At 58.5% G+C, this 26,905-nt stretch carries 25 protein-coding genes; 15 read left to right on the forward strand and 10 right to left on the reverse strand.

The window, feature by feature from the left end:
- The first annotated feature begins 104 nt into the window (after positions 1-104).
- The 5 genes from ACQY8Q_RS24850 to ACQY8Q_RS24870 all read left to right on the forward strand — a co-directional run bounded on the left by ACQY8Q_RS24850 (position 105) and on the right by ACQY8Q_RS24870 (position 6,576).
- Positions 105-1,925 (forward strand): sensor histidine kinase, encoded by a 1,821-nt coding sequence (locus tag ACQY8Q_RS24850; RefSeq protein WP_428429125.1) that lies wholly within the window; start codon positions 105-107, stop codon positions 1,923-1,925.
- Positions 1,922-3,277: a sigma-54-dependent transcriptional regulator gene (locus ACQY8Q_RS24855; protein ID WP_428429126.1), complete on the forward strand. Its 1,356-nt coding sequence runs from the start codon at positions 1,922-1,924 to the stop codon at positions 3,275-3,277. The genes ACQY8Q_RS24850 and ACQY8Q_RS24855 overlap by 4 nt, the downstream gene beginning before the upstream one ends.
- 203 nt (positions 3,278-3,480) lie before the next feature.
- A complete protein-coding gene (locus ACQY8Q_RS24860; protein WP_428429128.1) occupies positions 3,481-4,464 on the forward strand; it encodes a tripartite tricarboxylate transporter substrate-binding protein in 984 nt (327 codons plus the stop codon).
- 135 nt (positions 4,465-4,599) lie between these two features.
- A complete protein-coding gene (locus tag ACQY8Q_RS24865; RefSeq protein ID WP_428429129.1) occupies positions 4,600-5,061 on the forward strand; it encodes a tripartite tricarboxylate transporter TctB family protein in 462 nt (153 codons plus the stop codon).
- A 9-nt stretch (positions 5,062-5,070) separates the two neighbouring features.
- Positions 5,071-6,576, forward strand: a complete 1,506-nt coding sequence (locus tag ACQY8Q_RS24870) for a tripartite tricarboxylate transporter permease (protein WP_428429130.1) — start codon at positions 5,071-5,073, stop codon at positions 6,574-6,576.
- Between the two features lie 199 nt (positions 6,577-6,775).
- Here the strand turns inward: ACQY8Q_RS24870 and ACQY8Q_RS24875 are convergent, their stop codons facing one another.
- Positions 6,776-6,946, reverse strand: a complete 171-nt coding sequence (locus ACQY8Q_RS24875; protein WP_428429132.1) for a hypothetical protein — start codon at positions 6,944-6,946, stop codon at positions 6,776-6,778.
- A gap of 197 nt (positions 6,947-7,143) precedes the next feature.
- Here ACQY8Q_RS24875 and ACQY8Q_RS24880 point away from each other — a divergent pair, with 197 nt between their 5' ends.
- From ACQY8Q_RS24880 to ACQY8Q_RS24890, 3 genes are all read left to right on the forward strand, one after another.
- Positions 7,144-7,338: a hypothetical protein gene (locus ACQY8Q_RS24880; RefSeq protein ID WP_428429133.1), complete on the forward strand. Its 195-nt coding sequence runs from the start codon at positions 7,144-7,146 to the stop codon at positions 7,336-7,338.
- A 191-nt stretch (positions 7,339-7,529) separates the two neighbouring features.
- The gene (locus ACQY8Q_RS24885) at positions 7,530-7,733 is read left to right on the forward strand and encodes a hypothetical protein (RefSeq protein ID WP_428429135.1); all 204 of its coding nucleotides are present in this window, start codon (positions 7,530-7,532) and stop codon (positions 7,731-7,733) included.
- 434 nt (positions 7,734-8,167) lie between these two features.
- Positions 8,168-9,172: a GlxA family transcriptional regulator gene (locus ACQY8Q_RS24890; RefSeq protein ID WP_426227881.1), complete on the forward strand. Its 1,005-nt coding sequence runs from the start codon at positions 8,168-8,170 to the stop codon at positions 9,170-9,172.
- Between the two features lie 52 nt (positions 9,173-9,224).
- Here the strand turns inward: ACQY8Q_RS24890 and ACQY8Q_RS24895 are convergent, their stop codons facing one another.
- The 6 genes from ACQY8Q_RS24895 to ACQY8Q_RS24920 all read right to left on the reverse strand — a co-directional run bounded on the left by ACQY8Q_RS24895 (position 9,225) and on the right by ACQY8Q_RS24920 (position 18,428).
- Positions 9,225-10,469: a diguanylate cyclase gene (locus tag ACQY8Q_RS24895; RefSeq protein WP_428429136.1), complete on the reverse strand. Its 1,245-nt coding sequence runs from the start codon at positions 10,467-10,469 to the stop codon at positions 9,225-9,227.
- Positions 10,470-10,802: 333 nt separating this feature from the next.
- Positions 10,803-11,636 carry a response regulator gene (locus ACQY8Q_RS24900; RefSeq protein ID WP_428429137.1) on the reverse strand — a complete coding sequence of 278 codons (834 nt, stop codon included), beginning with the start codon at positions 11,634-11,636 and terminating at the stop codon, positions 10,803-10,805.
- A 178-nt stretch (positions 11,637-11,814) separates the two neighbouring features.
- A complete protein-coding gene (locus ACQY8Q_RS24905; RefSeq protein ID WP_428429138.1) occupies positions 11,815-12,078 on the reverse strand; it encodes a hypothetical protein in 264 nt (87 codons plus the stop codon).
- A 309-nt stretch (positions 12,079-12,387) separates the two neighbouring features.
- Positions 12,388-14,949: a GcvT family protein gene (locus tag ACQY8Q_RS24910; protein ID WP_428429139.1), complete on the reverse strand. Its 2,562-nt coding sequence runs from the start codon at positions 14,947-14,949 to the stop codon at positions 12,388-12,390.
- 226 nt (positions 14,950-15,175) lie between these two features.
- The gene (locus ACQY8Q_RS24915) at positions 15,176-17,680 is read right to left on the reverse strand and encodes a mechanosensitive ion channel family protein (protein ID WP_428429868.1); all 2,505 of its coding nucleotides are present in this window, start codon (positions 17,678-17,680) and stop codon (positions 15,176-15,178) included.
- Positions 17,681-17,867: 187 nt separating this feature from the next.
- Positions 17,868-18,428, reverse strand: a complete 561-nt coding sequence (locus tag ACQY8Q_RS24920) for a DUF924 family protein (protein ID WP_428429869.1) — start codon at positions 18,426-18,428, stop codon at positions 17,868-17,870.
- A gap of 326 nt (positions 18,429-18,754) precedes the next feature.
- Here ACQY8Q_RS24920 and ACQY8Q_RS24925 point away from each other — a divergent pair, with 326 nt between their 5' ends.
- The 6 genes from ACQY8Q_RS24925 (at position 18,755) to ACQY8Q_RS24950 (ending at position 25,320) form a co-directional block, all read left to right on the forward strand.
- Complete coding sequence (locus ACQY8Q_RS24925; protein ID WP_428429140.1) at positions 18,755-19,030, forward strand: membrane lipoprotein lipid attachment site-containing protein; 276 nt, start codon at positions 18,755-18,757, stop codon at positions 19,028-19,030.
- Positions 19,031-19,225: 195 nt separating this feature from the next.
- Positions 19,226-20,251: a sulfate ABC transporter substrate-binding protein gene (locus ACQY8Q_RS24930; protein ID WP_428429141.1), complete on the forward strand. Its 1,026-nt coding sequence runs from the start codon at positions 19,226-19,228 to the stop codon at positions 20,249-20,251.
- A gap of 6 nt (positions 20,252-20,257) precedes the next feature.
- Positions 20,258-21,115, forward strand: coding sequence for a sulfate ABC transporter permease subunit CysT (gene cysT, locus ACQY8Q_RS24935; protein ID WP_428429142.1), 858 nt, complete (start codon positions 20,258-20,260; stop codon positions 21,113-21,115).
- Positions 21,105-21,989 (forward strand): sulfate ABC transporter permease subunit CysW, encoded by an 885-nt coding sequence (cysW, locus tag ACQY8Q_RS24940; RefSeq protein ID WP_428429144.1) that lies wholly within the window; start codon positions 21,105-21,107, stop codon positions 21,987-21,989. Before cysT ends, cysW begins: the two co-directional genes overlap by 11 nt.
- A gap of 14 nt (positions 21,990-22,003) precedes the next feature.
- Positions 22,004-23,041 carry a sulfate/molybdate ABC transporter ATP-binding protein gene (locus ACQY8Q_RS24945; RefSeq protein ID WP_428429145.1) on the forward strand — a complete coding sequence of 346 codons (1,038 nt, stop codon included), beginning with the start codon at positions 22,004-22,006 and terminating at the stop codon, positions 23,039-23,041.
- Positions 23,042-23,268: 227 nt separating this feature from the next.
- Entirely contained in the window at positions 23,269-25,320 is a 2,052-nt protein-coding gene (locus ACQY8Q_RS24950) for an acyltransferase family protein (protein ID WP_428429146.1), read from the forward strand.
- Here the strand turns inward: ACQY8Q_RS24950 and ACQY8Q_RS24955 are convergent.
- The gene (locus ACQY8Q_RS24955) at positions 25,310-25,549 is read right to left on the reverse strand and encodes a DUF6894 family protein (protein WP_428429147.1); all 240 of its coding nucleotides are present in this window, start codon (positions 25,547-25,549) and stop codon (positions 25,310-25,312) included. The two genes, ACQY8Q_RS24950 and ACQY8Q_RS24955, sit on opposite strands and share 11 nt — an antisense overlap.
- 29 nt (positions 25,550-25,578) lie before the next feature.
- Between ACQY8Q_RS24955 and ACQY8Q_RS24960 the strand changes: the two genes are divergently transcribed.
- On the forward strand, positions 25,579-25,980 hold the full coding sequence (locus tag ACQY8Q_RS24960) for a hypothetical protein (RefSeq protein WP_428429148.1): 402 nt from the start codon (positions 25,579-25,581) through the stop codon (positions 25,978-25,980).
- A gap of 28 nt (positions 25,981-26,008) precedes the next feature.
- On the opposite strand, the gene ACQY8Q_RS24965 is transcribed toward ACQY8Q_RS24960, so the two are convergent.
- Positions 26,009-26,173 carry a hypothetical protein gene (locus ACQY8Q_RS24965; RefSeq protein WP_428429149.1) on the reverse strand — a complete coding sequence of 55 codons (165 nt, stop codon included), beginning with the start codon at positions 26,171-26,173 and terminating at the stop codon, positions 26,009-26,011.
- 66 nt (positions 26,174-26,239) lie between these two features.
- Positions 26,240-26,854 carry a DUF1236 domain-containing protein gene (locus ACQY8Q_RS24970; RefSeq protein ID WP_428429150.1) on the reverse strand — a complete coding sequence of 205 codons (615 nt, stop codon included), beginning with the start codon at positions 26,852-26,854 and terminating at the stop codon, positions 26,240-26,242.
- Between the last annotated feature and the right edge of the window lie 51 nt (positions 26,855-26,905).

Genomic DNA, 26,905 nt, shown 5'->3' on the forward strand with positions numbered 1-26,905 from the left:
CGGTGGCCCGACAAGGGCCCTTGGAAACTTTCGCGCAGACCTCTAAACTCGCAGTCGGTGGCGGCATCGCCGCTGGCCGGAAACGAGGGAGGAGCCTTTAATCCGTGAAATACCGCCTGCTTGCTGCCCTCTGTCTTGCGCCGCTGTTGCTGTTTGCCGTGGTTTTCCAGGGCGGAGCATTGGCAACGCGCAGCTATATGGACGAGGCATCGCTGCAGGCAAGCTCGGCTTTGCGCCTCGCGGTCTCGGCGCTCAGCGGTCATCTCAGCCGCTATGAGCCCCTGCCGGCCTTGATTGCCGATCATGATGACATCAAGGAACTGATCGCCCACCCTGATGACAAGGCCCTGCGCGATGCGGCAAATGTCTACCTCAAGGAGATCAATGGCCTGTTGGAATCCTCCGATATCTACGTCATAACCCTCGACGGGGACACCATTGCCGCCAGCAACTACGACTTGAAGACAAGCTTCATCGGCCAGAACTTCAGCTATCGTCCCTATTTCCAGGATGCCGCAAAGGGCAAGCAGTCACGCTTTTACGCGCTGGGCACAACGTCGTTTGTTCGCGGATACTTTTTCGCCTCGCCAATCCTTATCGACGGCCGCATTAGCGGCGTCATCGTCTTCAAGGTCGATATCAGCTCCATCGAGGCTTCATGGCGCGGCGGCGAGTACAAGATCTTCGTCTCCGATCCTGAGGGCATCGTCTTCATGACCGGCAGTCCGGAATGGCTCTATTCCAGCACCCTGCCGCTGAACAGCGAACGCCTGAAACGCACCGAGGCTTCGCGGCGCTATGCCGAGACAGACATCACGCCATTGCCAATCACCCGCAGCACGCTCGGCAATCATGATCTGATGACGTTGACCACGGCGCAGCGCCGGGAGTATCTGGTCCTATCACAATACATGCCCGAAGCCGACTGGACCGTGAATGTCTTGATGGATACGGCCTCCGTTCGCGCCCAGGCGCGCACTACTATCATCGCGATCGTGCTTTTTCTTGGCCTTGCCAGCCTTTTGTTCGCCATCGTCATGCAACGCCGGGCCCGCCTTGCCGAGCGCATGCGCATGCAGACCGAAGCGCATAACGAGCTGGAAAACCGGGTCGAGGAACGTACCGCCGACCTCGCTCTCGTCAATCAACGCATCGAGGAAGAGATCGCCGAACGGCGCCTGACCGAACTGGAACTGCGCAAGACCCAGGCCGATCTGATCCAGGCGGGCAAGCTCGCAGGTCTCGGCCAAATGTCGGCCGCCCTCTCCCATGAACTCAACCAGCCGCTGGCCGCTGCCAAGACCTATGCCGATAGTGCCGCGATGCTGATCGATCTGGAGCGTGTGCCGGAAGCCCGCGACAATATCAGGCGCATTTCCGGTCTGATCGACCGCATGGCCTCGATCAGCCGCCACCTTCGTAATTTCGCCCGCAAGCCGAACGAAAAGCTCGGATCGGTCGCGCTCGACGCCGTCATCGCCGATACCCTGGAGATCGTCTCTGCCCGCCTGAACACAGCCGATGCCAATCTTTTGATCGAGCTTGGGAGCGATGCCGTCATGGTCCACGCCGGTTTCGTCCGGCTGCAGCAGGTCCTCGTCAACATCATCACCAATGCGGCGGATGCGGTCGAAGGTCTTGCCGACCGGCGCATCCATGTCCTGACGGAACGTCAGAATGAAAAGATTGTCCTGACGATCAGGGATCACGGACCGGGCGTGCCGGCTGCGATCACCGAGCGTATTTTCGACCCGTTTTACACCACCAAAAGCGTCGGCAAGGGGCTGGGTCTCGGTCTCTCGATCTCCTACAACATCGTCAAGGATTTCGGCGGCAGTCTCTCCGTCTCAGATCACCCGGAGGGGGGCGCCGTGTTCCGTATCGAACTGGAAGCAGCAACAGCAGCGCAGGAGGCCGCCGAGTGAGCGATGCACGCGTGCTGCTGGTCGATGACGAAGAGGACATGCGCCGCTCCACCGCGCAGGCGCTTGGCCTGTTCGGGCTGGACGTCGATACCTTCTCCAGCGCCGAGGATGTGCTGGAACTGATCGGCTACAGCTTTTCCTGTGTCGTCATCAGCGATATCCGCATGCCCGGCATGGATGGCATGACACTGTTGCAGCGAATCCGCGAGGTCGACGCCGAAATCCCGGTCATCCTCGTCACAGGTCATGGTGATGTGCAACTGGCTGTCAAGGCGATGCGCGAAGGTGTCTATGATTTCCTCGAAAAGCCGTTCACCGCCCAGCATCTGGCAGCCATCGCCCGCCGCGCACTCGACCGGCGCAGCCTTGTCCTCGAAAATCGCCGCTTGCGCGCAGTCGCGGGAAAGCGCGACGATATCGAGGCACGATTGCCCGGCCGAACACAGACGATGGTCGAGCTGCGCTACCGCCTGCGCGCCATCGGCGCCACCGATGCCGACACATTGATCATCGGCGAAACCGGCGTCGGCAAGGAAGTCGTTGCCCGGGCGCTGCACGACATCAGCACCCGCGCCGACCGGCCGCTCGTCGCCATCAACTGCGCCGCCCTGCCGGAAAACCTGATCGAGAGTGAACTGTTCGGCCACGAAGCCGGTGCTTTTCCAGGAGCGCTGCGGCCACGCTACGGCAAATTCGAACATGCCCGTGGCGGCACCATCCTGCTGGACGAAATCGGCTCCCTGCCCTTTGATCTGCAAGCCAAGTTCCTGCGGGTGCTGCAGGAACGGGTGATCACCCGGCTTGGCTCCAACGAGGTCGTACCGCTCGATGTGCGGTTTATTGCCACCAGCAAGGTCAATCTCGAAGCGGAAGTCGCAGCCGGCCGTTTTCGCGCCGATCTTCTCTATCGCCTGAATGTTGCAACACTGCATGTCCCGGCGCTGGTGCAACGAAAGGCCGATATCCCGCTTCTGTTCCTGCAATTGGTCCGGGAAGCTGCAGCCCGTTACATGCGCAATGATATCGACGTGCACCCGAGCCTGATCACCGAGATCGCCGAACGCGCCTGGCCTGGCAATGTCCGCGAGCTGCGCAACGCTGCCGACCGGCTGGTCCTCGGGCTCGACCTGAAGCCGGATGAAGCGCAGACGCGGCCGGAAAAACAGCGGCTGGCAGACAAGGTCGCCGACTTCGAACGCGGTATTATCGCTAGCGCCCTGTCCGCCCATGGGGGTGCACTGCGGCCCGTCTATGAGCTGCTGGGGATATCGCGAAAGACCCTTTACGAGAAAATGCAGAAATACGGGCTCGACAAAAAGCTGTCCATCGGGGATGACGACTACGCTGCCTGATCCCTAGTGGGTGGATATCCACCCACACTTTGCGGCATATGTTCCCGATCTTACCCATGCTGCACCGCACTCCTTGCGAAATTCCGCGAATGTGCTCGCTGAATGGTTGCCGCTTCGCCGTCCTGCTCCACAAATGACGCATCCAGAATCGGCGCGGGAGGAGCTTCGCCGGCTGGCAACATATTTCATCCGGGAGGACTTCGATGAAAACCCTGACAGCCATTTTTGGCATGACGGCCCTTGCTGCTGTTTCGCTTATTTCCCTTTCCGCACATGCCCAGACCTACCCGGATCGCACGATCACCATGGTCGTTCCCTTCTCGGCTGGTGGCCCGACCGACACCGTTGCGCGCCTCGTTGCCGAATCCATGTCGAAGGATCTCGGTCAGCAGATCGTCGTCGAGAACGTCGGCGGCGCCGGTGGCTCGCTCGGTGCCGGCCGCGTGGCCCAGGCCGATCCGGATGGCTACACGGTTCTGCTCCACCATATCGGCATGGCGACCAGCGCCACGCTCTACCGCAAGCTTGCCTATGACACCCTGAACGCCTTCGAATATGTCGGTCTTGTCACCGACGTGCCGATGACGATCGTCGCCCGCAAGGATTTTGAGCCAAAGGACCTCAAGGGCCTGATCGACTATGTCAAGGCCAACAAGGACACGGTCACCGTCGCTAATGCCGGCATTGGTGCTGCCTCGCATCTCTGCGGCATGATGTTCATGAGCGCCATCGAAACACCAGTCGTTACCGTTCCGTACAAGGGAACCGGCCCGGCGATGACCGACCTGCTCGGCGGCCAGGTCGACATCATGTGCGACCAGACCACCAACACCACCAAGCAGATCCTTGGCGGCACCATCAAGGCCTATGCCGTCACCTCGCCTGCACGTCTGCCGGTTCTGCCGGACGTTCCAACAGCGATCGAAGGCGGCCTGGCTGACTTCCAGGTCGGCATCTGGCATGGCGTCTACGCGCCAAAGGGTACACCGGCAGAAGCCACCGAACGCCTGTCGAAGGCGCTTCAGGTTGCCCTGAAAGACCCGAATGTCGTTGCACGTTTCGCCGAACTCGGCACGGTTCCATCCTCGGAAGCCGAAGCGACACCGGCTGCGCTCAAGACCAAGCTAGAGACCGAGATCGCCCGCTGGAAGCCGGTGATCGAATCCGCCGGCCAGTACGCCGACTGATCACGCCCGCGATAGGTCATATGCCCTTCCGCCTTCCTCTTTCCTGAAAGAGGAAGGCGTCTGCCCAATATCATTCGACAGCTAGGCGATGAGACGATGGGCAGAGGAAAACCGGGCGGAAACAAAGGAGGCATCATGAAATCCTTATCCTTCGACACCACCAATGCGCTCTGCGGCGCGCTCTTCATCGCACTGGGCGGCTTCTTCGTCTTCCAAAGCCTCGGCCTTGATCTCGGCACGGCGTTCAAGATGGGACCAGGCTATTTTCCGCTCGTCCTCGCACTCATCCTGACGCTACTTGGCGTCATCATCATTGTTCAATCGACCCGCGTCGAAGGCGAGCCGATCGGGCCGGTCGCCTGGCGCGGCATGCTGTTCATCCTTCCGGCGCCCATCTTTTTCGGACTAACCGTGCGCGGTCTGGGCTTTGTGCCATCGCTGTTCTTCACTGCCCTGATCGCCTGCTTCGCTTCGCAACGCATGAAGCCGCTGACGGCGCTGGCGCTGTCGGTCGCGCTGACGATCTTTTCAGTCGCCGTGTTCAGCTACGCGCTCGGCCTGCCCTTTCAGCGCTTCGGCCCCTGGGTCAGATTGTAGGACATCACGATGGATCTTTTCAGCAATCTCGCACTCGGTTTCACCACGGCCGGCTCGCCCGAAAATCTGCTCTTTTGCCTGATCGGCGTGCTGCTCGGCACATTGATCGGCGTTTTGCCCGGCATCGGCGCCACCGCAACCATCGCCATGCTTCTGCCGATCACCTTTCAGCTTGAGCCCGTCTCCTCGCTAATCATGCTCGCCGGCATCTATTACGGTGCGCAATACGGCGGTTCGACCACTGCCATCCTGATCAACATGCCCGGCGAATCCTCGTCCGCCGTCACCGCTATCGACGGCTACCAGATGGCTCGCAAAGGCCGGGCCGGTGCCGCCCTTTCTATCGCAGCGCTCGGATCGTTTTTCGCCGGGACGGTCTCGACCTTTCTGGTTGCGATCTTCGCTCTGCCACTGACGGCCATTGCCCTGCAATTCGGCGCAGCAGAGTATTTCTCGCTGATGATCGTCGGCCTTGTCTCGTCGATTGCGCTGGCCCATGGCTCGATCGTCAAGGCATTGGCCATGGTGGCGCTCGGTCTGTTGCTGGGTCTGGTCGGTACCGACATCTATACCGGCACACCGCGCTTCACGCTTGGCATCCGGGAATATGCCGACGGGTTGAACTTCGTCGCCGTCGCTGTCGGTGTCTTCGGCGTCGCCGAAATTCTGCGCAATCTCGAGGGCGAAAAGACCCGCACCGTGCTGATGGCCAAGGTCAGCGGCCTTCTGCCGACCCGCGACGATTTCAAGCAGATGGTCGCACCCGTGTTGCGCGGCACGGCCATCGGCTCGGCACTTGGCATTCTGCCCGGTGGCGGTGCCATTCTCGCGGCCTTTGCCTCCTATACGGTGGAAAAGCGCATGTCGAAGCATCCGGAAGAGTTCGGCCATGGCGCGATTGCCGGTGTCGCCGGCCCCGAATCGGCCAACAATGCCGGTGCGCAGACCTCGTTCATCCCGCTATTGACGCTCGGCATTCCCGCCAATCCGGTGATGGCGCTGATGGTCGGTGCGATGATCATTCAGGGCATCGTGCCTGGCCCGAACGTTGCAGTCGAGCAACCGGCGCTGTTCTGGGGCATCATCGCCTCGATGTGGATCGGCAACCTGATGCTAGTGATCCTCAACCTGCCGCTGATCGGCCTCTGGGTAAAGCTGTTGACGATCCCCTACTACGTGCTTTTCCCGATCATCATGGCCTTCTGCTCGATCGGGGTCTACAGCGTCAATTCCAACGTCTATGACCTCTATGCCGTCGCATTCTTCGGTCTGGCAGGCTATGCGCTGGTCAAGCTGCGCTGCGAACCAGCACCTCTGCTGCTCGGCTTCGTGCTCGGGCCGCTGCTGGAGGAAAACCTGCGGCGGGCGATGATCCTGTCGCGCGGCGATGCAACGACCTTCGTCACGCGGCCGATCAGCGCCATCCTGCTGCTCATCGCCCTTGCCGTTCTGGTCGTGGTCTTCCTGCCTGCAGTCAAGGCCAAGCGCGAAGCGGTATTCCAGGAAGAGGATTGATCCCTAAGCGCTCGACACGAATGTCGACGACCTTCACCTATCCCCGGCAGGTAGTACCTGCCGGGGATCCACCGAACAGACGGGCCACACAGAAATGAACAAAGGCCGGTCTCTCGACCAGCCCTTCAAAAAGTCCCAATGATTTGAGCCATCGGCTATTGGTGTTTAATGGCCACCTGCTCGTTACCGGTATCAATGCTTATGCTGCGTCGGCACTGTTCTTGCCGCCTTCATTTTTTTGAATGCCTGCCCCTGTCGAGGCTTCGATCATCGCCATGTTGATAATGTAGCTCAACAGGGTGTTGCACTGGTTGTCGGCCAGCTGTTTTGCGGCACTGAGAAGATCGACGATATGAGATTGTGGTTTCATCGGTTACTCCAGCCTTGTCACGATTGACACGTCATCGTGGTCTATTTTTGCCCTTATTTTCAACTGTGGATAATCGTCAATGAAAATTGCCAGTGGATCATTAGAAATCCCCTAGAATTTGAGGGTACATGTGCACGGTTTGACAGTGCAAAAATCATGAGCATACTTGTCTTCTATTCGATTCAGAGAACCCCGAAATGACATCCGGCCCAATTTTCAGCGACGCACAGCTCAAACTCTGGCTGCGGCGCGTTCAGACCGAAATGTCGAAGGGAACACCGCCAGAGGCAACGCTCGATATGGTCAAGGCAACCATGAACGCGCAGGCCGCCGGCGAAACGCCCCCCCTGCCGGTCATGGATGTTTCGCAGAAATCAGCGAAAAAATCCTAGAAATGCCTTCAGAAACAGCGGTATTTGCTAAGGCCTGAAGCCATACCGCAAAGGCATTCCACGTCCAAGATACATCATGATTATTGATGTAAGAGATCAATTATATTCGCTTGAATGATGAATGGCCATCCGGCATTACTCTTTCATGGTCGCGACCTTTTGATACCTCCCAGTCAAAAGGAACCACAAAAATGGCATTCTTAACGTCAGAACATACCTCCAAGCCAAGGCATTCGTACTTCGCTTCGACCCTTTTCGGCCTGCGTGCGCGTGCTGTCGCCTCGTGGAAGCGTCGCCGTGCCGAGCGGGCTCTGGAAGGCCTCTCCTACGATACATTGAAGGATATCGGCTTCCCGTCCGCCGACAGGACCAATGCTGCCACATCGACGAGATGATGCGGGCAAAAATGGCCTCTGACGATCGGCCGTGTCGACAACCCGTCAATCGTGTTTAGCAAAGGGCATTTCGACCATGATGGCGGAATGCCCTTTTTTGCTTGTTTGGGACATCACAATCCGTGTGGCCTATTTCCGACACCGTCTGCCGCCCCAATACTAGGTCGCAAACCGTCGGCAACACATCCGGAAACGGGTCGTATACTCCGGCTGCAACCCGGAGGCGCAAGATGCGAATGCGACATTTCCGTCGCTGATAACGAAGGTTTCGGACGTTTTCTGAGCATTTTGCCGCTTCTAGCGTCAGGTTGCTTATCAGAGCCATTATTTATTTCTTCCCAGTCGCTGGCGTCCATGTCAATGTCGCATTCAGGAAAGCTCGATGGCGCTTCTCCACGTGACAAATGCGACATCTGCGGCGCATGGGACCTTCGATGAACAAGCCACTGACCAAAAAGCGATCTCTCGTCTTCTTCCTGGTGCCCAACTTCTCGATGCTGCCGTTTTCCGCAGCGATCGAGACGCTGCGCATTGCCAACCGTATGCTGGGCTATGAAGCCTATACGTGGCGGCTTTCCTCGACCGACGGCACCCAGGTGCTCTCATCGAGCGGTATCGGCCTGGAGGTCAACACCTCGCTTGCCGACGAGCGGAAATTCCTCGGCGGAGAAAACCGCCCGTCGATGGTGCTGGTCTGTTCCGGCATCTATGTCGAAGATTTCAACAACAAGTCGGTCAATGCCTGGCTGCGCGAACTCTATAATCGCGGTGTCTCGGTCGGAAGCCTCTGTACGGGCGCCCATGTGCTGGCCTCCGCCGGCCTGTTGACGGGCAAGCGCTGCGCTATCCACTGGGAAAACCTGCCGGGCTTTGCCGAAACCTTCCCACAGGTCGATGTCTATGCCGACCTCTATGAGATCGACAGCAATATCTACACCTGCGCCGGCGGCACAGCCTCACTCGACATGATGCTGAACCTGATTGATCAGGATTTTGGCGAGAACCTCGTCAACCGCGTTTGCGAACAGGCTCTGACGGACCGCGTCCGTGGCCCGCATGACCGTCAGCGTCTGCCGCTTCGCGCCCGTCTCGGCGTGCAGAATGCGAAGGTGCTGTCGATCATCGAACTGATGGAAGGCAACCTGTCCGAACCGCTATCGCTGCTGGAAATCGCCGATGGCGCCGGCCTGTCACGCCGCCAGATCGAACGGCTGTTTCGCCAGGAGATGGGCCGCTCTCCTGCCCGCTACTATCTGGAGATCCGTCTCGACCGAGCCCGGCACCTGTTGGTGCAGTCGGCCATGCCGGTGGTCGAAGTTGCGGTCGCCTGCGGCTTCGTCTCGGCGTCGCACTTTTCGAAGTGTTATCGCGAACTCTACAATCGCTCGCCCCAGCAGGAGCGCGCCGAGCGCAAGCTGACGCTGCAGGCAGCGCGCTAGACATCGCATCTCAAAACAACAGCGGCGCGGTGGTAATAGGCTGGCGCCGCCCTTACGATGCCATGGATTTGAGCAGGGTCAGTTCCGAGACGATGCGGTTTCGGCCGTCATATTTCGCCATATAGAGAAACTGGTCGGCAGCGTTCAAATAGTTGTCGAAGGTTTCAAGCCCTTCGATGGTGGCAAGGCCGATCGACACCGTGACCGATAATTCCTCATCGTCGGCAATCACCTTTGCCTGCGCCAAATCAAGCCGCAACATTTCGCAGAAATCACTGGCGGCCGCCACATCGAGCCCGTTGAACAGCACCCCGAATTCTTCGCCGCCGAGACGAGCAAGCAGATGCTCTTCTCCGACAAGTCCGCGCAGGCGCTTGGCGACGGCTTTCAGCACTAGGTCGCCAACCTCGTGGCCGTACGTATCGTTCAAGCGCTTGAAATGATCGATATCAAGGATGGCAATCGAGGTCGTCTCGCCCCGGCGCAAGCACTGCTCGACAAGCCGCGGCCCGTGCTGGAAAAAATAGCGCCTGTTGTAGATGTCGGTGAGATAGTCGCGCGCAGCAATGCCATGCAGGGTCTGGATGCGCTTCTGGATGCTGGCAACCTGAAACACCCGGCTGTTGAACTCATCCACCAGAAATGGCTTCTGGATGAATTCGGTCCCGCCACGTTGAAGGAAACGCGCCGCATGCTGACGGTCGTCAGCGCTCGCAAGCGCAATCACGCTTAGCGTATCCTCGCCATAGCGCTGGCGCAGTTCACCAAGCAGTGTGTAGGCCGACATGTCGGACAGGGCGAAGTCGGTGACGACGAGGTCGAAACAATCATTGGTATCAATTAGATGCAATGCTTCGGTGCCGCCGCTCGCTGGCGTCACGCAAAACTGCTGCTGGCGCAACTGGCTCAAGAGCTCCGCCCGCGACACCGGATCGGAATCGACCAGCAGCACGTTCGTCTTAACATTGGTCAGTGCCCGGTCGACGACCGAGATCACATGACTGATTGAATCGGGCTGGCTCTTGATGACGCAATCGACCACCTTGCGGCAGAGAATGTCCTCGCGGGTGCTGCTGTTGAACGAGCCGGTGAAGACGATCGCAGCGATGTTCTGGGAAATCACATATTCTAGTGCTTCGCAGTTCGGCGCGTCCGGCAGATTGAGATCGAGAACAGCGACGGAATAATCGCAGTCGCCGGCTTCAACCGCTTGGCGCAGCGCTTCAAGGGAGCCGCAATGGGTGACCTCGACGCCGTGCGCAGTCTCCAGGCCATGCTTGAGAACCGTAGCAAACATACGGGAATCCTCGACCAGAAGCATTCGTTTACCCGAATGTTTCTGGATATGGTTTCCCCGCGCCGGCGCCTTGCGAAAGCTCACGTCCTATCAATCCTATAGTGAGCCAAAGGGGTTCGGTTTACCGAACGCCGGCTCTCATACATTATCGTTATGCGGATAATCGCCCTGATTGAAGCAGAGCAAGCCCCTTGTCCCTTATGTACATTGAACCGGCATGCGCTTGCGATTTGGTTAAATCCGCAGCTGGATGATCAAGATTTGACCCCGGAAACACAAAAATGTCGTATTTCCGGCAACGCTAATTTTTAATTACGCAACTATAAATTATATTCAGGCCTTCTTTGCAATTTTTGCGCCTAAAGTCTGGATTTTGGTCAACGTGTCGAGGTTCTGGTTGACCCGGCAATAGAACTCTTCATTGACGAACGGACGCAGCATGAAATCGTTGCCGCCCGCCTTCAGGAAGCGCGCAGACAACAGCCGGTTGGCCGAGGACGACACGCCGATAATGCGCAGCTGATGCGGACCATAGGCGCCACGGATACGGCGGGTCAGCTCGAAGCCGTCTATATCGGGCATGTTGTAGTCGGTGATCACCAAGCCGATGTCCGAGTGTTTCTTTAGCAGTTCAAGCGCGGCAGCGCCGCTTTCGGCAGAGCTGGTGCGGAAATTGTAACGCTTCAGCTGCGTCGTCAAAAGCGCGCGCGCCGTCGGGCTGTCATCGACGATCAAGACATGGTGCTTGTGATTGGTCAGGAAGCGGCAGACGGATTCTGCCAGCATATCGACCGCGAACACGCTGTCCTTGATGACATAGTCGACAATGTCCTTGGCAAGGATGGTCTCGCGGGTGCTTTCCTGGAAGGTGCCGGTAAAGACGATCGTCGGCACACTCATGTCGATCAGATAGGATAGAGCCTCGCCGTTTTCGGCACCGGGCAGGTTGATGTTGGAAATGGCGAGTGTCGCTGGAAAGGAGGCGTTCTCGACCGAAAATTGCAGATCGTCATAATCGCGGCAGACGATCACATCGATATCGAGAAGTTCCTTCAGTCTCTTGGAGACCATGGCGGCGAAGAGATTGGAATCCTCGGCCAGCACGATGCGATGCTGCTGCAAGGATTCACCGGAATAGTACATTCCGGACACGCCAAAAAATGACATTGATTGCCTACCTGAAAAGATTGTCCCCGGGGTCAAGCTACGCAGAAAGGTTTTCGCAGTCGTTAATTGCCTGCTGAAATAGCAGGTTGCGTTCCGGTAAAAGCAAGGCGGGCAAAAGTCCGCCTCCACGATGAGAAACAGGTGGCTGTATCGACCTTTAAGAGCAGCCCGGACAGTATTATTTGACGACGGCCGAGCCGTTGACGATCTCGATGGTTTCATCACCCTGCAAGCCAATGCGGTCGCCGCTCGGCGTCGTGATGAAACAGCCGCTGGGGCAGATCGATTCCGTGCCGCCTGCGCTGATGGCGACTTCCATCCGGCTTTCACCCTCTACAACGACAAGCACCGCAGCATCGGCATCCTTATTGGTCACCGTCGCGGACACTGCCGGAAGGGCCATCATGACAGTCAGAACACATGCACTTACGAATGTTTTCATTGCCAATCAGCGCTATGGCGCCGCCCCTTTTTGGGCATCCCGCCGCTCCGAATGATAAACCCGGAAAGACAAGAGGCCTTTTCACCCCGCATTAGACTAACGCACACGAGTGAAATTGCATGATAAATATTGCGGGGCGGCTGAATAGAGGCTGAATAGTCTGGATAACCGGCGTTCATCCTTCAACCGGACAAAGGGATGCGGCGCCAGTTCGCGATGAAAATACGTAGGGACTACCGATATGAAAAAAGGCGCATCCGCTCGAATGAGTGGATGCGCCGGCATTGCTTGCATTCTATCGGATAAAGATCAGCTCTTCGGCTTCAGGTTTTCCGGGTCGTAGAGCGGTTTATAACCAATCCCAACCACCTCGACCGGATAGGTCTCAGCAAAATACTCGATGGTCAGTTTGCGGCCCACCTGGCAGTAGGCGTGCGGCAGATAGGCCAGCGCGATGTTCTTGCCGACGGTCGGGCCGAAGGCGATCGAGGTCGTGTAGGAACGGCGGCCGAGGTCGTCGATCAGCACCTCGCCCGTTGCGGGGTCCATGACCGGCAGGTTGCCGAGCGGGTAGCGCTTCACACCGGTCTTGTCGGTATTTTCCGTCATCAAAAGCGTGCAGAGCATGGCGGGCTGGTGCTCGCGTGCCTTGTACTCGAGGTGTTTCGCCTTGCCGCGGAAATCGGCTTCCTTGACCTTTGGGCGGGCAAGGTCGGCTTCGATGAGGTTGTACTGGGTGAGAAGGTCGGCATTCTGCAGGCGCAGGCTCTTTTCCATGCGGCGTGAGTTCGCATAGGTCTCGACGCCGAAGGCCATGACGCCGGTTGCCCTGAGCGCATCCCAGACAGCAAGGCCGTCCTCGTACTCCATGTGCAGTTCCCAGCCCTGCTCGCCGACATAGGAGATGCGGAAGGCAGTCACCGGCTTGCCGCCGATCTCTATCTGCTTGATCGCGGCGAAGGCGAAGTTTTCCGCGTCGAGCCCGTCCGGATCAGCAACGACCTTCTTCAGCGTATCGCGGGCGTTCGGCCCCCAGATGCCGATGGTGATAAATTTCTCGGTCACATCGGTGATGGTGACATCGAGACCGCGGTCCGCAGCAATGCGCTTCATGTAGTGGAAATCGCGCGGGCCGGCATCGGCACCGTTGATCAGCCGGCCACGATCGGCCATGCGGATGACGGTGAAGTCGGCACGCACCATACCCTCGTCATCGAGGAAGTGGGTATAGATCCCCTTGCCGATATTGCCGTCGCCGCCGATTTTTGCAGCGCACAGCCATTCGAGAAGCTCGACATGATCCGGCCCCTCGATATCGACCATGTGGAAGTGCGACAGGTTGACGATGCCGCAATCGTCGGTCATCGCCAGATGTTCGGCATTGGAAACGCGCCAGAAATGGCGGCTGTCCCACTCGTTCTCGCGCACAGGAACCTTGTCGCCGTATTTTTCCAGGAGATGCTCGTTGGCGGCATAACCGTGCGCACGCTCCCAGCCACCGAGTTCCATGAAGTAACCGCCAAGCTCCTTCTCACGCTCGTAGAACGGCGAGCGCTTGATATTGCGACCGGAGGCATAGGGTTCGCGGTTGTGTACGGCCGGGAAGTAGATTTTTTGCGCAGCCTCGTAGGTGCGGCCCTCGATGAATTTCTCTTCCAGCTGGTGCGGATAGAAGCGCGCGTAGTCGATCGAGTTGTGATCGATCTCGGTGCGTCCGTCGGTCATCCAGTCGGCAATCAGCTTGCCGTAACCGGGGCCGTCCTTGACCCAGATGGCAACGCAATACCAGAGGCCCCGCACCTTCTGGCTTTCGCCGCAGGACGCGCCGCCGCCGGCGGAGACTTGCAGCAGGCCATTGAACGAGTGGCTTTCATTATAGCCGAGTTCGCCTAGGATCGGCGTCAACTCCATGGCGCGCTCAAGCGGCTCGAGGATCTGCTCCATGTCGAGATCACGCTGCGAGGGCGACAGCCGCGCCTCGTGCTTTTCCAGAATGTCGCGCGGGTGGCAGAGGCGCGGATTGGTGGTCTCGTAGTACCCCCACTCGATCTGGCCACCCTCGGTGGTCTTCGGGTCGCCCGTGTCGCGCATATAGGCGGAGTTGCCCTGGTCACGCAGAAGCGGGAAGCCGATTTCCTTGCCTGTGCCTTCGAACTCGTTGTAGGGACCGAAGAATGTCAGTGGATGGTCGACCGGCATGACTGGCAAATCCTCGCCAACCATTTCGGCAATCAGACGGCCCCAGATACCAGCGCAGACGATGACGTGATCGGCCATGATCGTGCCGCGATGGGTGACGACGCCCTTGATGCGACCACCTTCGACAATCAGAGACTTCGCCGGCGTGTTGCCGTAGACCTGCAGCTTGCCGGATTTTTCCGCAGTATCCACCAGCTTGCCGGCAACTGTCTGCGAACGCGGAACGACGAGGCCAGCATCCGGATCAAACAGCCCGCCCATCACCTGATCTTCCTCGATCAGCGGAAACATCTGCTTGATTTCGGCCGGCGAAACATAATGGGCGCGGGTGCCAAAAGCCTTGGCGGAGGACAGCTTGCGCTTGATCTCTTCCATCCAGGTGTCGTCGCCGGTGCGCGCGACTTCGAGACCGCCGATGCGGGCGTAGTGGCCCATCTTCTCGTAGAAATCGATCGAGTACTGGGTGGTCCAGACAGAGAGATAGTCGTGGCTGGTCGTGTAGCAGAAGTCCGAGGCATGCGCCGTCGAACCGATGTCGGTCGGAATACCCGACTTGTCGATGCCGACGATATCGTCCCATCCGCGCTCGATGAGATGATGGGCGATCGACGCACCCACGATGCCACCCAAACCGATGATGACGACCTTCGCCTTTTGCGGAAATTCTGCCATTGCCCACGACCCTGATTGAAGACTGAAAACGGATTTTAGAGTTTGCGCCACTCAGACTAGAGCCTGTCTACGACATAATCATCATGCTGCACGACCAGAGGCCTTTCGCGTGCCGATTGGAAGTATCGGCGCTCGGTTTGCATTTAACCGCGAAAACCGGAATAGCAGACGATGGTTGCGCCGACTGGCTGGGCAACCATCGCTCTTATCGCTAACCAACAATATCTCAGTCCTTGTCAGCTGCTCCATCGACGCTCACCCGCCGGGGGCGCCGTTGCGTTCCGCTGCGTTTGAAGGCTTCCGCAGGGAGCGGCGCTCCCTCTGCGGGAACAGGAGGACCAGCCGTCTCTGCCTGCAGGGCCAGCGCATCGGCTTCCGGGCCTGGCGGCAGTGGCTCCGGCTCCAGTTCTTCCTTGGGGAACGGTGCGCCAAGACCTTCATCCTTGAACCGTTCGTAGATCGCCAACCGGAGATCGTTGCGCACACCGTTGCCATTGACGATATCGGCCAGGTAGACCCGCAGTTCGAAGGTCATGATCGCATCGCCGAAGGCCGTGAAGACAGCCTGCGGTTCCGGGTTTTTCAAGACCAGCGGATGGGCAGCGGCGATCTGCAACAGCGTGTCCATCACCTGTCGCGGCACACTGTTATAGCTGACAATCACCGGAATATCCGAACGGCCGAGCTTGTTCTTGTGCGTCCAGTTGCCGACGGAGGCGTTGATGAACAGCGAGTTCGGCACCATGATCGTCTGGCGCTGGAAGGTTTCGATCTCGGTGGCGCGAACTGAGATGCGCTTGACGAAACCTTCGGTGGTTCCTGTAACCACCCAGTCTCCCACCTTGAACGGCCGCTCGACGAGAAGAATAAGCCCCGAGACGAAATTGGAAACGATGTTCTGCAGGCCAAAACCGACGCCGAGGGACAGGGCACCGGCAACAAGCGCAAGGCTCGACAGATCAAACCCTGCCGCAGAAATGCCAATCAGGCCGGCAAGACCGATGCCGAGATAGCCGATGCCGGTTTTGACGGAATTTCGCACGCCCGTATCGACGCGGCTGCGCGCCATGACATTGCCGTCGAGCCAGCGCTGGAACCAGCGTGTGACAACATAGCCGCCTGCAAAAAGCAGTATCCCGGCCAATATGCCGACGATCGAGATCTTGATGCTGCCGATGTTGATGTCGGTGAATATGCGGTACGCCCACGCCTCGATGTCGGCGATCTGGAAACCCCATTGCAGCAGGATGAGCGGAATGAAGAACAAGACCACCAGCACGTAGATGCCAAGGCCTGCGGCCAGACCGGTTTGGTCCAGAGCCACCTGTCCCATCCCGAAACGTTTTTCGAGATAGCGGCCAACGACCGTGTCGGCGAGCGCGTTCTGCTTGGCAACGGCCTTGCCGGTCAGGATGCCAATATACATCGTCACCAGAATGGCACCGGTCATGACGATCTGGGTGGCGATGAAGCGAGCAAGGCCGACATAACCCGCCAGCGCCGCAAGGATCAGCAATATGCCAGTGGAAACAAACAGCAGCGAAACGGCCCGGGGCCAGGGCTTGCCCTGCCCGTCCGGCGTCTCCCCAGCCGGAACTATCGGCTTGATCAGAGACATCGCCATCAGGATGACACCGATGATGATCGTGGCAATCAGGCTTTTGACCACCGTCAGGACCACCGGCGAGCCCATGACCTCGCTGATCGTGCCGGCGAGATAGTCGAGGCCATTGACGACGGCCATGGCAAAGATCGACAGCGCCAAAAGCCGCGCACCACGATTGGAAACGCGCACCAGGCGCCAGGCGCTTTGCTTGGGCGCGAGAACGGCATTCGACAGGGTCGAAACGAACAGTAGCGCGACGCAGATTGCCAACGTGATCGATATGATCGGTGCGATATCAGGCCGCAGCACCTTGAAAGCCTGAAGGAAGAAATAACTCGTGGCCGCAAACACCGCCATTGCCGCCGTCGGTATCATCGTTGACCAGAAGGCCACCGACAGGCGGGTGATATAGCCCGGCTCTTCGCCGAGAGCTTCGCGATGGATCAACGGGAAAAACAATTTTCGCGTGCCGGCCAGCAGCACGATGGCTGCGCAGAGCGACAGAAACAAGGCCGAGAGCAGCTGCAAACGCTTGAAATTCCACGCAAACGTCAACCAGCTGCCGACCGTGCGGCTAAAGGCCTGCCGTTCCAGCGTGAGCGATGCCATGGCGTCCATCACCATTGGACCATTGATATCGGTGTGCTTAAGAAGCGTGTTGCTGAAGAGCGCACGCCGGGTGGCGGTGATGCCGTTGGACAATTTGGTTGCCTGGATCGACAGGTCTTCGGCCGTTCCCGTCAGGGCATTGATTTCACCCCGCTCGGCAAGGAGGCGCTTGCGTTCCTGCGCAACGACATCCGTCTCCGGCGGCGCTCCATCGGCTGGCGGGTCGCCCAGTTCGGCGAGACGCGCCTTGATTTCATCCAGACGCGGGCGGGTAGCGACCGATATCGAAATGATCTGCTTGGTCGCCGCATCGACCTCGACCTTCAGTTCGGCGAGACGGCTATCGTCATCTGCGGCATTTTTTGTCTGGTCGGCAAGCCGTGCAAGGTTCTTGCGAGCCACGTCCAACTGCTCGGCGGCCTGCGCCTGTGGGCTCGCCACTGCTGCAACCGGTTGCTGCGGTGTGGCTTGGGCGGCCGGCTCCTGAGCGAGCACAGCCCCTGATGCGGCAAACATCCACAAACCCAGCAAGGCGGCAAAGAACTTCGACAACATCGGCAATCACATATCCCTTTTCCGGCAGACCGCACCCTAGAGCAGAATCGGGGTGCAGCGCGGATATTTTGGCGTTCCATAGGCCGGGCCGCATCCGGATGCAAAATCGGATTTCCGACTTTCCGCCATCTGACGGCAACCGGTCAGGTTAAAATCTTGACCCGGGTTGAGAGAGAAACGTGATTTCCGCCGGCGTAGAAACACGTCCTAAAATCGCATTGCGATGGGGGAAGCGGCCAAACTGGTGAATGACCTCGCGGTGCCGGATGGCATAATCCAGATAGTTGGCATCGCCCAGATCCGTGAAAAGCGCCACGGAGCGCGTTTGATCGGCAAGATTTTCAGAATGTTCGAACGGGAGATAAAGAAAGACGCGCTGATCAACTGAAAGGCCGGTATCCGCTCCCGCTTCGAGCGCAAGAGCCGCCTCCCGCAAAGCCAGGCCGTCGGTCGCAAACGCAAGCGGCGTACCGCGATACATATTACGCGGCATCTGGTCGAACAGAACGATGGTGGCAAGCCGGGCGATCGGTGTGGCACGCCATTCCGGCGGAACGCCACGCGCCAACTGCAGATGCGCCAATCGGAAACGCTGTTCGCATTGGCTATCGAGATCCGGATGCGGCTTGAACCAATCCTGCGGTTGCAACTCGTCGAACCAGAACGACAAAACATCTTCCGGTGTAGATATGCCGACGGTTTCCGCCATAGCTCTTTCCTCTTCATTCATGCGCCAGCAAGGCTTGGCATCGTCACACGGTTTATCGGGCCGGTGGGCTGTTTCACATGCAATTTCGGCGTTACCACGGCAGATAGCAGTTTCGCACGCATTTGCCATGACATCTGTCGCTGCGAAAACAGCGATGTTCACGCCGCCGGTCTCCAACGTCACGGCTCCCAACACTCAGCCGAACGGGTCTGGAATAACGGTCCGCAAGAGGATAGCCGGGCAAGCACCGAAAGGCTGGAAAATCAGCACAGAGACGTTATGTCAAAGATGGAAGGGATCCGGTGATCCCGGTTGGGAGTTCGACAATGAAAAAAATGATCGTTGCGGCCCTTGCCGCCCTGTTTCTAACCTCCTGCGTCGAGACGCAGTCCTATCGCGGCCCGGAACCTATTCCCGGCAGCATCACCTATGGCGGCCAGCCCCGCACCAAGCTTCGGAAAGCGCCGGTCGGAAGTACCCTTCACAACAATTTCTACGGGCCTTACGGCGAACGGATCGAAGAGACGTATATGGTCATGCCAGACCGGTCGCTGAAGCTGGTTGCGCGCCGCCGCGGGTTTATCGGTTTCCCGTACGATTGACGTTCCGCCATCAGAGTTAGCGTGGTAACTTATTCCCAAGAACGGACAGTCATGGCTGCTCTGAGGCAAATGATTTCGATATAATGCCGTGCCAAGAGCAGGACTTTCTCCGGCTGCACGCGCAAAGGGAAAGTTCTGCGTTATAATATCCCACTTAATGAATAGAGTATGCCTGCTAACAATGGAGAGGTAGACATGCGAGCGAAACAACTCACGAAATTCTTTACGGTGGCGCTTCTCGCCTCCAGCATCCAGATCGGCGGGCTGGGCGTTGCGTTCGCCGATACGACGATCCTCAATGTCTCCTACGACCCGACCCGCGAACTCTACAAGGATTTCAATGCGGCCTTTGCTGAAAAGTGGAAGACCGATACGGGCGAGACGGTGACGATCCAGACGTCACATGGTGGGTCCGGCAAGCAGGCCCGCTCGGTCATCGATGGGCTCGAAGCCGACGTCGTAACGCTGGCGCTTGAAGCCGACATCGACGCGATCGCCAAGGAAACCGGCAAGATACCGGCGGACTGGAAGACGAAGTTCGAAAACAACAGCGCTCCCTACACCTCGACGATCGTTTTCCTCGTCCGCAAGGGCAATCCGAAGGGCATCAAGGACTGGGGTGATCTGGTCAAAGACGATATCCAGGTGATCACGCCAAACCCGAAAACCTCGGGCGGCGCACGCTGGAACTTCCTGGCCGCCTGGGCCTGGGCCCGCGCAACCAATGGCGGCGACGACACCAAGGCTCAGGAATTTGTCACTGATCTGTTCAAGCATGTTCCGGTGCTCGACACCGGCGCTCGCGGCTCGACCACGACATTCGTGCAGCGCGGTCTGGGCGACGTCCTGATCGCCTGGGAAAACGAAGCCTATCTGTCGCTTGAAGAACTCGGCCCCGACAAATTCGACATCATCACCCCGACAATCTCGATCAAGGCAGAACCGCCGGTGGCGCTGGTCGATGGCAATGTCGATGCCAAGGGCACACGCAAGGTGGCGGAAGCCTATCTGCAGTACCTCTATTCGGATGTCGGCCAGAAGATCGCCGCCAAACATTTTTATCGCCCCTTCAAGCCTGAAGTCGCCGATCCAAATGACATCAAGCGATTTGCCGATGTAAAGCTCGTCACTATTGACGAATTCGGCGGATGGAAGGAAGCTCAGCCAAAATATTTTGGAGATGGTGGACTGTTCGATCAGATCTACAAGCCGGGGCAATAAGACTTTATGACCACACGCACAGCTTCGCTGTGGCAATTCAGACAGCCGAGCGTCATTCCGGGATTCGGATTGGCGCTCGGCGTTACTTTGTCATGGCTCATACTCATCATTCTCATTCCTCTCTCCGGTCTCGCCTGGCGCTCGAGCTCCTTGGGCTGGGGCACATTCTGGACGCTCGCCACCGACCAGCGCACGGTCAACGCCCTGCGCATCAGTTTTGGCACCGCCTTCGCCGCAGCTCTAATCAATGTCGTCTTCGGCGTTATCCTCGCCTGGGTATTGGTGCGCTACCGGTTTCCGGGCAAGCGCATCATCGACGCCATGGTCGATTTGCCCTTCGCCTTGCCGACCGCCGTTGCCGGTATCGCGCTGACGACGCTTTACGCGCCGAACGGCTGGATCGGCAGCCTCCTGGCGCCGCTTGGCATCAAGATCGCCTTCACGCCAATCGGCATCGTCTTCGCTCTGGTCTTCGTCGGCCTACCCTTCGTCGTCAGAACAGTGCAACCGATCATGGAAGAAATCGACAAGGAAGTTGAGGAAGCAGCCGCCACGCTGGGTGCCAATCGCTTCCAGACCATCAGCCGCGTGCTTCTGCCGGGGCTTGCACCCGCCGTGCTGACCGGTTTTGCGCTGGCCTTTGCCCGTGGCGTTGGCGAGTATGGCTCGGTCATCTTCATCGCCGGCAACCTTCCCTATATCTCGGAAATTGCCCCTCTCTTGATCGTCATCCGCCTGGAAGAATTCAACTATCCGGCAGCAACCGCTATCGCCGCCGTCATGCTGATCATCTCGTTTACCATGCTGTTGATCATCAACATGATCCAGGCGTGGAGCAGAAGGAGGTACGGCTATGGCTCATGATGTCACAACAACCGGCACCGGAAACACCGAACTGGTCCGGGTCGCCACCTCCGAAAGCCGGTTTGCACGCTACGGCCTGATCGGCACCGCGCTCTGTTTCGTGGCTCTGTTCCTCGTTCTGCCGCTCGCAGCCGTGTTCACCGAAGCGATGCGCAATGGCCCCGGCGAATTCCTGACCGTCCTGGCGGACCCGGAAACCTTTGCCGCCATCAAATTGACGCTGCTGGTCGCCGTCATCGCCGTGCCGCTCAACCTCGTTTTCGGTATTGCCGCGGCATGGGCGATCGCCAAGTTCGAGTTCAAGGGCAAGGCGTTCCTGACCACCCTGATCGACCTGCCCTTCTCGGTTTCGCCGGTCATTTCCGGCCTGGTCTTCGTGCTTCTGTTCGGCTCTCACAGCCTGCTTGGGCCTTGGTTGCAGAGCCACGGCATCCAGATCCTGTTTGCCGTTCCCGGCATCGTGCTGGCGACTGTCTTCGTCACCTTCCCCTTTGTTGCCCGCGAACTGATCCCGCTGATGCAGGAACAGGGAACCAGCGACGAGGAAGCTGCCCTTTCTCTGGGAGCAAGCGGCTGGCAGACCTTCTGGTATGTGACGCTGCCCAACATCAAATGGGGGCTGCTCTACGGGGTCCTGCTTTGCAACGCCCGGGCCATGGGCGAATTCGGCGCGGTCTCCGTCGTTTCCGGGCATATCCGCGGACTGACCAACACCATGCCGCTACAGGTGGAAATCCTCTACAATGAATATAATTTCGTTGCCGCCTTCGCCGTTGCAACGCTTCTCGCCCTGCTGGCTCTCGTCACCCTCGTTCTGAAATCGCTGCTTGAAATGAAGTACAGCGCCCAGATCGCAGCCAGCCGCCGGCACTGAAAGGTCAAGTCCATATGGAAGTTCGCGTTCAAAACATACGCAAGGAATTCAGCCGCTTTCCGGCGCTGAACGACGTCTCGCTCGATATTCGCTCCGGCGAGCTGATCGCCCTGCTCGGCCCCTCGGGGTCCGGCAAGACGACGCTGCTGCGGCTGATTGCAGGCCTTGAAAGCCCGACCGAAGGCACAGTCTATTTCGGCAACGAGGATGCCTCACGCAAGACGGTGCAGCAGCGCAATATCGGCTTCGTGTTCCAGCATTACGCGCTGTTCCGCCACATGACGGTGCTCGATAACGTCTCCTTCGGCCTGACGATCCGCCCGGCCGGCCGCCGGCCCTCCAAGGCCGACATTCGCAAGCGTGCGCTCGAGCTGCTCGATCTCGTCCAGCTGAGTGGCCTTGAAAAACGCTACCCGGCGCAACTCTCCGGTGGGCAGCGGCAGCGCGTGGCGCTCGCCCGCGCCATGGCGGTAGAGCCGAACGTGCTTCTGCTCGACGAGCCGTTTGGCGCGCTCGATGCGCAGGTGCGCAAGGAACTGCGCCGCTGGCTGCGCGAAATCCATGATCGCACCGGCCACACCACCGTCTTCGTTACCCATGACCAGGACGAGGCGCTGGAACTCGCCGACCGTGTTGTTGTAATGAGCAAGGGCAAGATCGAACAGATCGGCACCCCGGACGAAATCTACGACACGCCAAACTCTCCCTTTGTTTTCGGCTTTATCGGCGAGTCCAACATCCTGCCGGTACGGGTCGAAAACGGCCAGCTCTGGATCGAGGACCGCCCGATCGGCGTCAGCGCACAGGGAGAAGCCGATGGTCCCGGCCAGCTCTATTTCCGCCCCCATGACATCGAACTGCTCGATAGCAGCGACGGCTGCATTACGGGCCTCGTCACGGTGACACGCCGCGTTGCCGGAACGCGCCATGTCGAACTCAACATCGGTGCCGCCCACAATAAGGTCGAAATCGAACTGCCGCCGGAAAAAATCACTTCCGACCGGTCCCGCATCGCCTTCCGGCCGACTCGCTGGAAACTGTTCCGGGATTAGGAACGACATCCGCTCAACAGACATAACGGTACCCTGCGCCGGCCGTTTCTAAGGCTAACGCAGGGTACGCATTTCTTCAGCAGGTCAATTAGCGCCCAAAAAACATCTGCTCGCCAGCATATGCTCTTGGTTTCCCACTCTTTTTCAAACGACAGGCTTGATCCGCGCCATCAAGCCGTCGCATCCTTGCGAAGCAATCCAGCATTTGGATCTCGCCGGGGCCAGCCATGAACTATCGACGCGAAATCGACGGCCTCCGATCTGTCGCTGTTATACCCGTGGTGCTGTTTCACGCCGGATTTCAACAATTCAGCGGCGGCTTCGTCGGCGTCGACATTTTCTTCGTCATCAGCGGTTACCTGATCACCTCGATCATCATCGCGGAACGCGACAAGGGCCATTTCTCGCTGCTCAAATTCTACGAGCGCCGGGCCCGCCGCATTCTGCCGGTGCTGTTCTTCGTGCTGTTGTGCTGCCTGCCGTTCGCCTGGGCGTGGATGCTGCCGGAGCAGATGGCAAGCTTCGCCCGCAGCATCATCGCCGTCTGCCTGTTCGCCTCCAATTTCTTTTTCTGGCACCAAAGCGGCGGCTATTTCGCGGCCGCATCGGAAGAGCAACCGCTGCTGCACACTTGGAGCCTTGCCGTCGAGGAACAGTATTACATGCTGTTTCCGCTGTTTGTCATGGCGCTGTGGCGGTTCGGAAGGCAGGCGCTGATCGCCGCCATTGCCGCCGTGGCGCTGGCCAGCCTGCTGCTTGCCCAATACGGCTCGGTCAATTTCGAGACCGCCAATTTCTACCTGCCGAACACCCGCGCCTGGGAACTGCTTGCGGGTTCGCTGTGCGCCTTCCTGCTGACGGATGGCAAACAATACAAGAGCAACATCCTGTCGCTTGGCGGACTGGGTATCATCGTCTTTTCGATCTTCAACTACGACCAAACGACGCCCTTCCCCTCCCTCTACGCGCTCGTCCCCGTTATGGGCGCCGTGCTGATCATCCTCTTCGGATCACAGGGTACAGTGACCGCCCGGCTGCTCTCGACCCGCCCGTTGGTCGGCATCGGATTGATCAGCTACAGCCTCTATCTCTGGCACCAGCCGGTCTTTGCCTTCGCGCGTATCCGCAGCATCACGGAACCGTCGCTGGTGCTGATGAGCATCCTGGCGCTTGCCTCCACTGGCCTCGCCTATCTGTCCTGGCGGTTCATCGAAACACCTTTCCGCACGACCGGCACCGCACGGATGCTACCGACACCTGCCCGTATTCTCAGCGCCAGCGGCGTAACGGCATTGCTTTTCATCGGCATCGGATTTTATGGCACGTCCAGCAACGGCCTGCAGTTCCGCCTGCCACAGGCTGCACTGACCGCTCTTGCCGAACAGGAGCGACACGATCCCGTCATGGATACCTGCCTGTTCGACAAGGGCGAGGCCTCCCTGCCTCATCCCATCAGGGATTGCCTGACGAAACACTCGGCCAGCAGCAAGACCATCCTGATCGGCGATTCTCATGCTGGAGCCCTCGGTGGCGAGGCGCTGCGCAGCTTTGATGCTGCCAATGTCGATCTCTATGTGATGGCGCATTCGGCCTGTGTCGGCTTTTCCGGATTCTATGTGTCCAATCCGAAATACAAGTTGCGTTGCAACCCGTTCTTCACCGGCATCGAGGATTATATCCGCACGAGCGGCATGCAGACCATCATCATGGCCAGCCGCTGGAGCCTCTATATCGACGGCATGCCCTTCGACAATGGCGAGGGTGGCGTTGAAGCGCTGCAGCCCACCTATGTCGATCTGCTCGACCGACTGGACGAACACGCCAAACAGGATGATCCGGCGCGCAAGGCACGGGTGCTGAAGCAATATGTTGATGACATCCGGGCTTATCTCGATTCGGGCCACAACGTCGTGCTGGTCTACCCGATCCCTGAGGCTGGGTGGAACGTTCCGGATATCGTTGCAAAAACGGCGATGGCGGGCATTCAGAATCTTGAATTCAGCACCAGCCATGACCGGTACCAGCAGCGAAATGACGCAGTCATCGCCGCCTTCGATGCGATCTCCCATCCCAACCTTTTCCGCGTCCGGCCTGCTGATTATTTCTGCAACAGCTTCCTGAAAGATCGCTGCATCAACAGTCTGAGCGCCGACAAGGTGTTTTATTTCGATGACGATCACCCGTCCGATACGGGGGCTGGGCTGGTTGTTCCAGCGATACTGAAAGCCGTTCAGACCATTGCAGTACGAAATATTGCCACTGCACCGGTTACGCGGTAGACCACTGGATTTGCAATTCGAGCTTCATTCTGACGACCGGCCTGTGATCGGCATTCAGCACTTCGATTTCCAGCGCCTTGACCGGATCCTCCGGCAGCCCATCGAGTGCCATTTCGGCCAGCACGATCTTTGCCTGACGAATTGCCGCGATCAGATCCGGAAAATCGAAAGCGTCATCGGCCGGAATTGTGCCGTCATTATCGATTACGTTGAAATAGAAAGCGGCCATAGCATTTTCCCCGTGTAGAGGGAAAAAGCATGAGGACGCAAAAGGTTGCCTATCAAAAGAATTTTCGTGGCACCGCAACACATGTCTTAGTGAATAGCGCCGAATTCAAATCGCGCTACACTGCAGCCATAACGGCCGTTTTTCTATCGAATACGGACCCGGACAAAACGTCCATCCTCAAAGGAGGAACCACAATGGCATATTTCAATCCGCATGCCGATGCCCTCTGCACCGAGGATATTGATGCGTTGCGGCAGGTTTTCGATCAGTTTTGCAAGACGCATCAGACCACGGGCTCGGACGCAGACATGCAGATTTGCGCCGCCGCTATTGTCCGGCTCTATCAGAGCGGAGAACGGGACCCTGTGGTATTGACCAGAGCATGTGAGACAGCCCTGCGGCAGGATTTTCCAGTCGCGCATACCGGGTAAGGATAATGCCGCGAAAGAGGCGCGGCGGCTATTTGGTTTGCTCGGCTGCATTTTCCGGTGCAACAACCAGCGGGTCCGGCGGAACAGTGCTCGTAGCACTTTCGTCCGGTGAGAAATATTGAACAGCAAGGATGCTCAGGATCGAACCGACGATGAGCGCGATGACCCCGACCATAAGCGTGCGAGAGGTCATCCTTCACTCCGCATCATGATAACAGCAAAGCAGGCCGCGTTTAACGCGGCCTGCTTTGCATTCAGCTTATTCATACACATAGACAATGCGCCGGCTCTGCGGATCGACCAGCATTGGCCGGTCGTTGATGCGCACATAACTGTACTGATAATTCGGCACCTGGGTGATCACCATGTCACCGGGCAGTGTCGCTCCGACAACCACTTCACCGTCATAGGCAACGGCATCCATCGGTGTGCCATCGATATAGGTGCGGACTTCCGGCGGCGGAATGATTGCACCGCTGCTATCGACAGTGCCAATCAGTTCATCGCCAGGCCCCGGAGATGCAGGACCATCCACGACCACGGTCTTTTCATAAGTCACCACCGGAACCCCGAGATCAGCGCGGCGCTCCTGAATGATGACAGGCGCGCCATCGTAATCGACCGTCAGTTCCTTCGCGTATACCCAACCGCGCAGACCGTTGACGTCGATGCGGCACCAGCTTTCGCCCTCAAGGCAACCATCCAGCGCTGCGGCGCTGCCGCGCGTGGCAATACCGACGGAGGGGTAATCCGCGCCTGGTCCGGAATAGACCGTCAGGTCCGTTGCCGTTGTTGCCATCATACCGGCCGAAGCGAAGCCGGCTCCCGTCAGAAGCATCGCACCCGCGAACAAGGGCTTTGAGATCCACCGCATGTTGTTCTCCTTTTTGAACAGTGGACACACAACGCCCGACCGTCACCAAGG

Source organism: Pararhizobium sp., from assembly GCF_965279435.1.
In the GTDB taxonomy this organism is placed as follows: Bacteria; Pseudomonadota; Alphaproteobacteria; order Rhizobiales; family Rhizobiaceae; genus Pararhizobium.

Bases quoted from the DNA above. Each gene is read 5' to 3' on its own strand.
- ACQY8Q_RS24905 (WP_428429138.1), bottom strand. From the start codon at position 12,078: ATGAAAACATTCGTAAGTGCATGTGTTCTGACTGTCATGATGGCCCTT.
- ACQY8Q_RS24930 (WP_428429141.1), top strand. From the start codon at position 19,226: ATGCGAGCGAAACAACTCACGAAATTCTTTACGGTGGCGCTTCTCGCC.
- ACQY8Q_RS24875 (WP_428429132.1), bottom strand. From the start codon at position 6,946: ATGAAACCACAATCTCATATCGTCGATCTTCTCAGTGCCGCAAAACAG.
- cysW (WP_428429144.1), top strand. From the start codon at position 21,105: ATGGCTCATGATGTCACAACAACCGGCACCGGAAACACCGAACTGGTC.
- ACQY8Q_RS24950 (WP_428429146.1), top strand. From the start codon at position 23,269: ATGAACTATCGACGCGAAATCGACGGCCTCCGATCTGTCGCTGTTATA.
- ACQY8Q_RS24925 (WP_428429140.1), top strand. From the start codon at position 18,755: ATGAAAAAAATGATCGTTGCGGCCCTTGCCGCCCTGTTTCTAACCTCC.
- ACQY8Q_RS24880 (WP_428429133.1), top strand. From the start codon at position 7,144: ATGACATCCGGCCCAATTTTCAGCGACGCACAGCTCAAACTCTGGCTG.
- ACQY8Q_RS24890 (WP_426227881.1), top strand. From the start codon at position 8,168: ATGAACAAGCCACTGACCAAAAAGCGATCTCTCGTCTTCTTCCTGGTG.
- ACQY8Q_RS24895 (WP_428429136.1), bottom strand. From the start codon at position 10,469: ATGTTTGCTACGGTTCTCAAGCATGGCCTGGAGACTGCGCACGGCGTC.
- ACQY8Q_RS24885 (WP_428429135.1), top strand. From the start codon at position 7,530: ATGGCATTCTTAACGTCAGAACATACCTCCAAGCCAAGGCATTCGTAC.
- ACQY8Q_RS24920 (WP_428429869.1), bottom strand. From the start codon at position 18,428: ATGGCGGAAACCGTCGGCATATCTACACCGGAAGATGTTTTGTCGTTC.
- ACQY8Q_RS24910 (WP_428429139.1), bottom strand. From the start codon at position 14,949: ATGGCAGAATTTCCGCAAAAGGCGAAGGTCGTCATCATCGGTTTGGGT.
- cysT (WP_428429142.1), top strand. From the start codon at position 20,258: ATGACCACACGCACAGCTTCGCTGTGGCAATTCAGACAGCCGAGCGTC.
- ACQY8Q_RS24865 (WP_428429129.1), top strand. From the start codon at position 4,600: ATGAAATCCTTATCCTTCGACACCACCAATGCGCTCTGCGGCGCGCTC.
- ACQY8Q_RS24900 (WP_428429137.1), bottom strand. From the start codon at position 11,636: ATGTCATTTTTTGGCGTGTCCGGAATGTACTATTCCGGTGAATCCTTG.
- ACQY8Q_RS24960 (WP_428429148.1), top strand. From the start codon at position 25,579: ATGAGGACGCAAAAGGTTGCCTATCAAAAGAATTTTCGTGGCACCGCA.
- ACQY8Q_RS24860 (WP_428429128.1), top strand. From the start codon at position 3,481: ATGAAAACCCTGACAGCCATTTTTGGCATGACGGCCCTTGCTGCTGTT.
- ACQY8Q_RS24870 (WP_428429130.1), top strand. From the start codon at position 5,071: ATGGATCTTTTCAGCAATCTCGCACTCGGTTTCACCACGGCCGGCTCG.
- ACQY8Q_RS24955 (WP_428429147.1), bottom strand. From the start codon at position 25,549: ATGGCCGCTTTCTATTTCAACGTAATCGATAATGACGGCACAATTCCG.
- ACQY8Q_RS24965 (WP_428429149.1), bottom strand. From the start codon at position 26,173: ATGACCTCTCGCACGCTTATGGTCGGGGTCATCGCGCTCATCGTCGGT.
- ACQY8Q_RS24970 (WP_428429150.1), bottom strand. From the start codon at position 26,854: ATGCGGTGGATCTCAAAGCCCTTGTTCGCGGGTGCGATGCTTCTGACG.
- ACQY8Q_RS24915 (WP_428429868.1), bottom strand. From the start codon at position 17,680: ATGTTTGCCGCATCAGGGGCTGTGCTCGCTCAGGAGCCGGCCGCCCAA.
- ACQY8Q_RS24945 (WP_428429145.1), top strand. From the start codon at position 22,004: ATGGAAGTTCGCGTTCAAAACATACGCAAGGAATTCAGCCGCTTTCCG.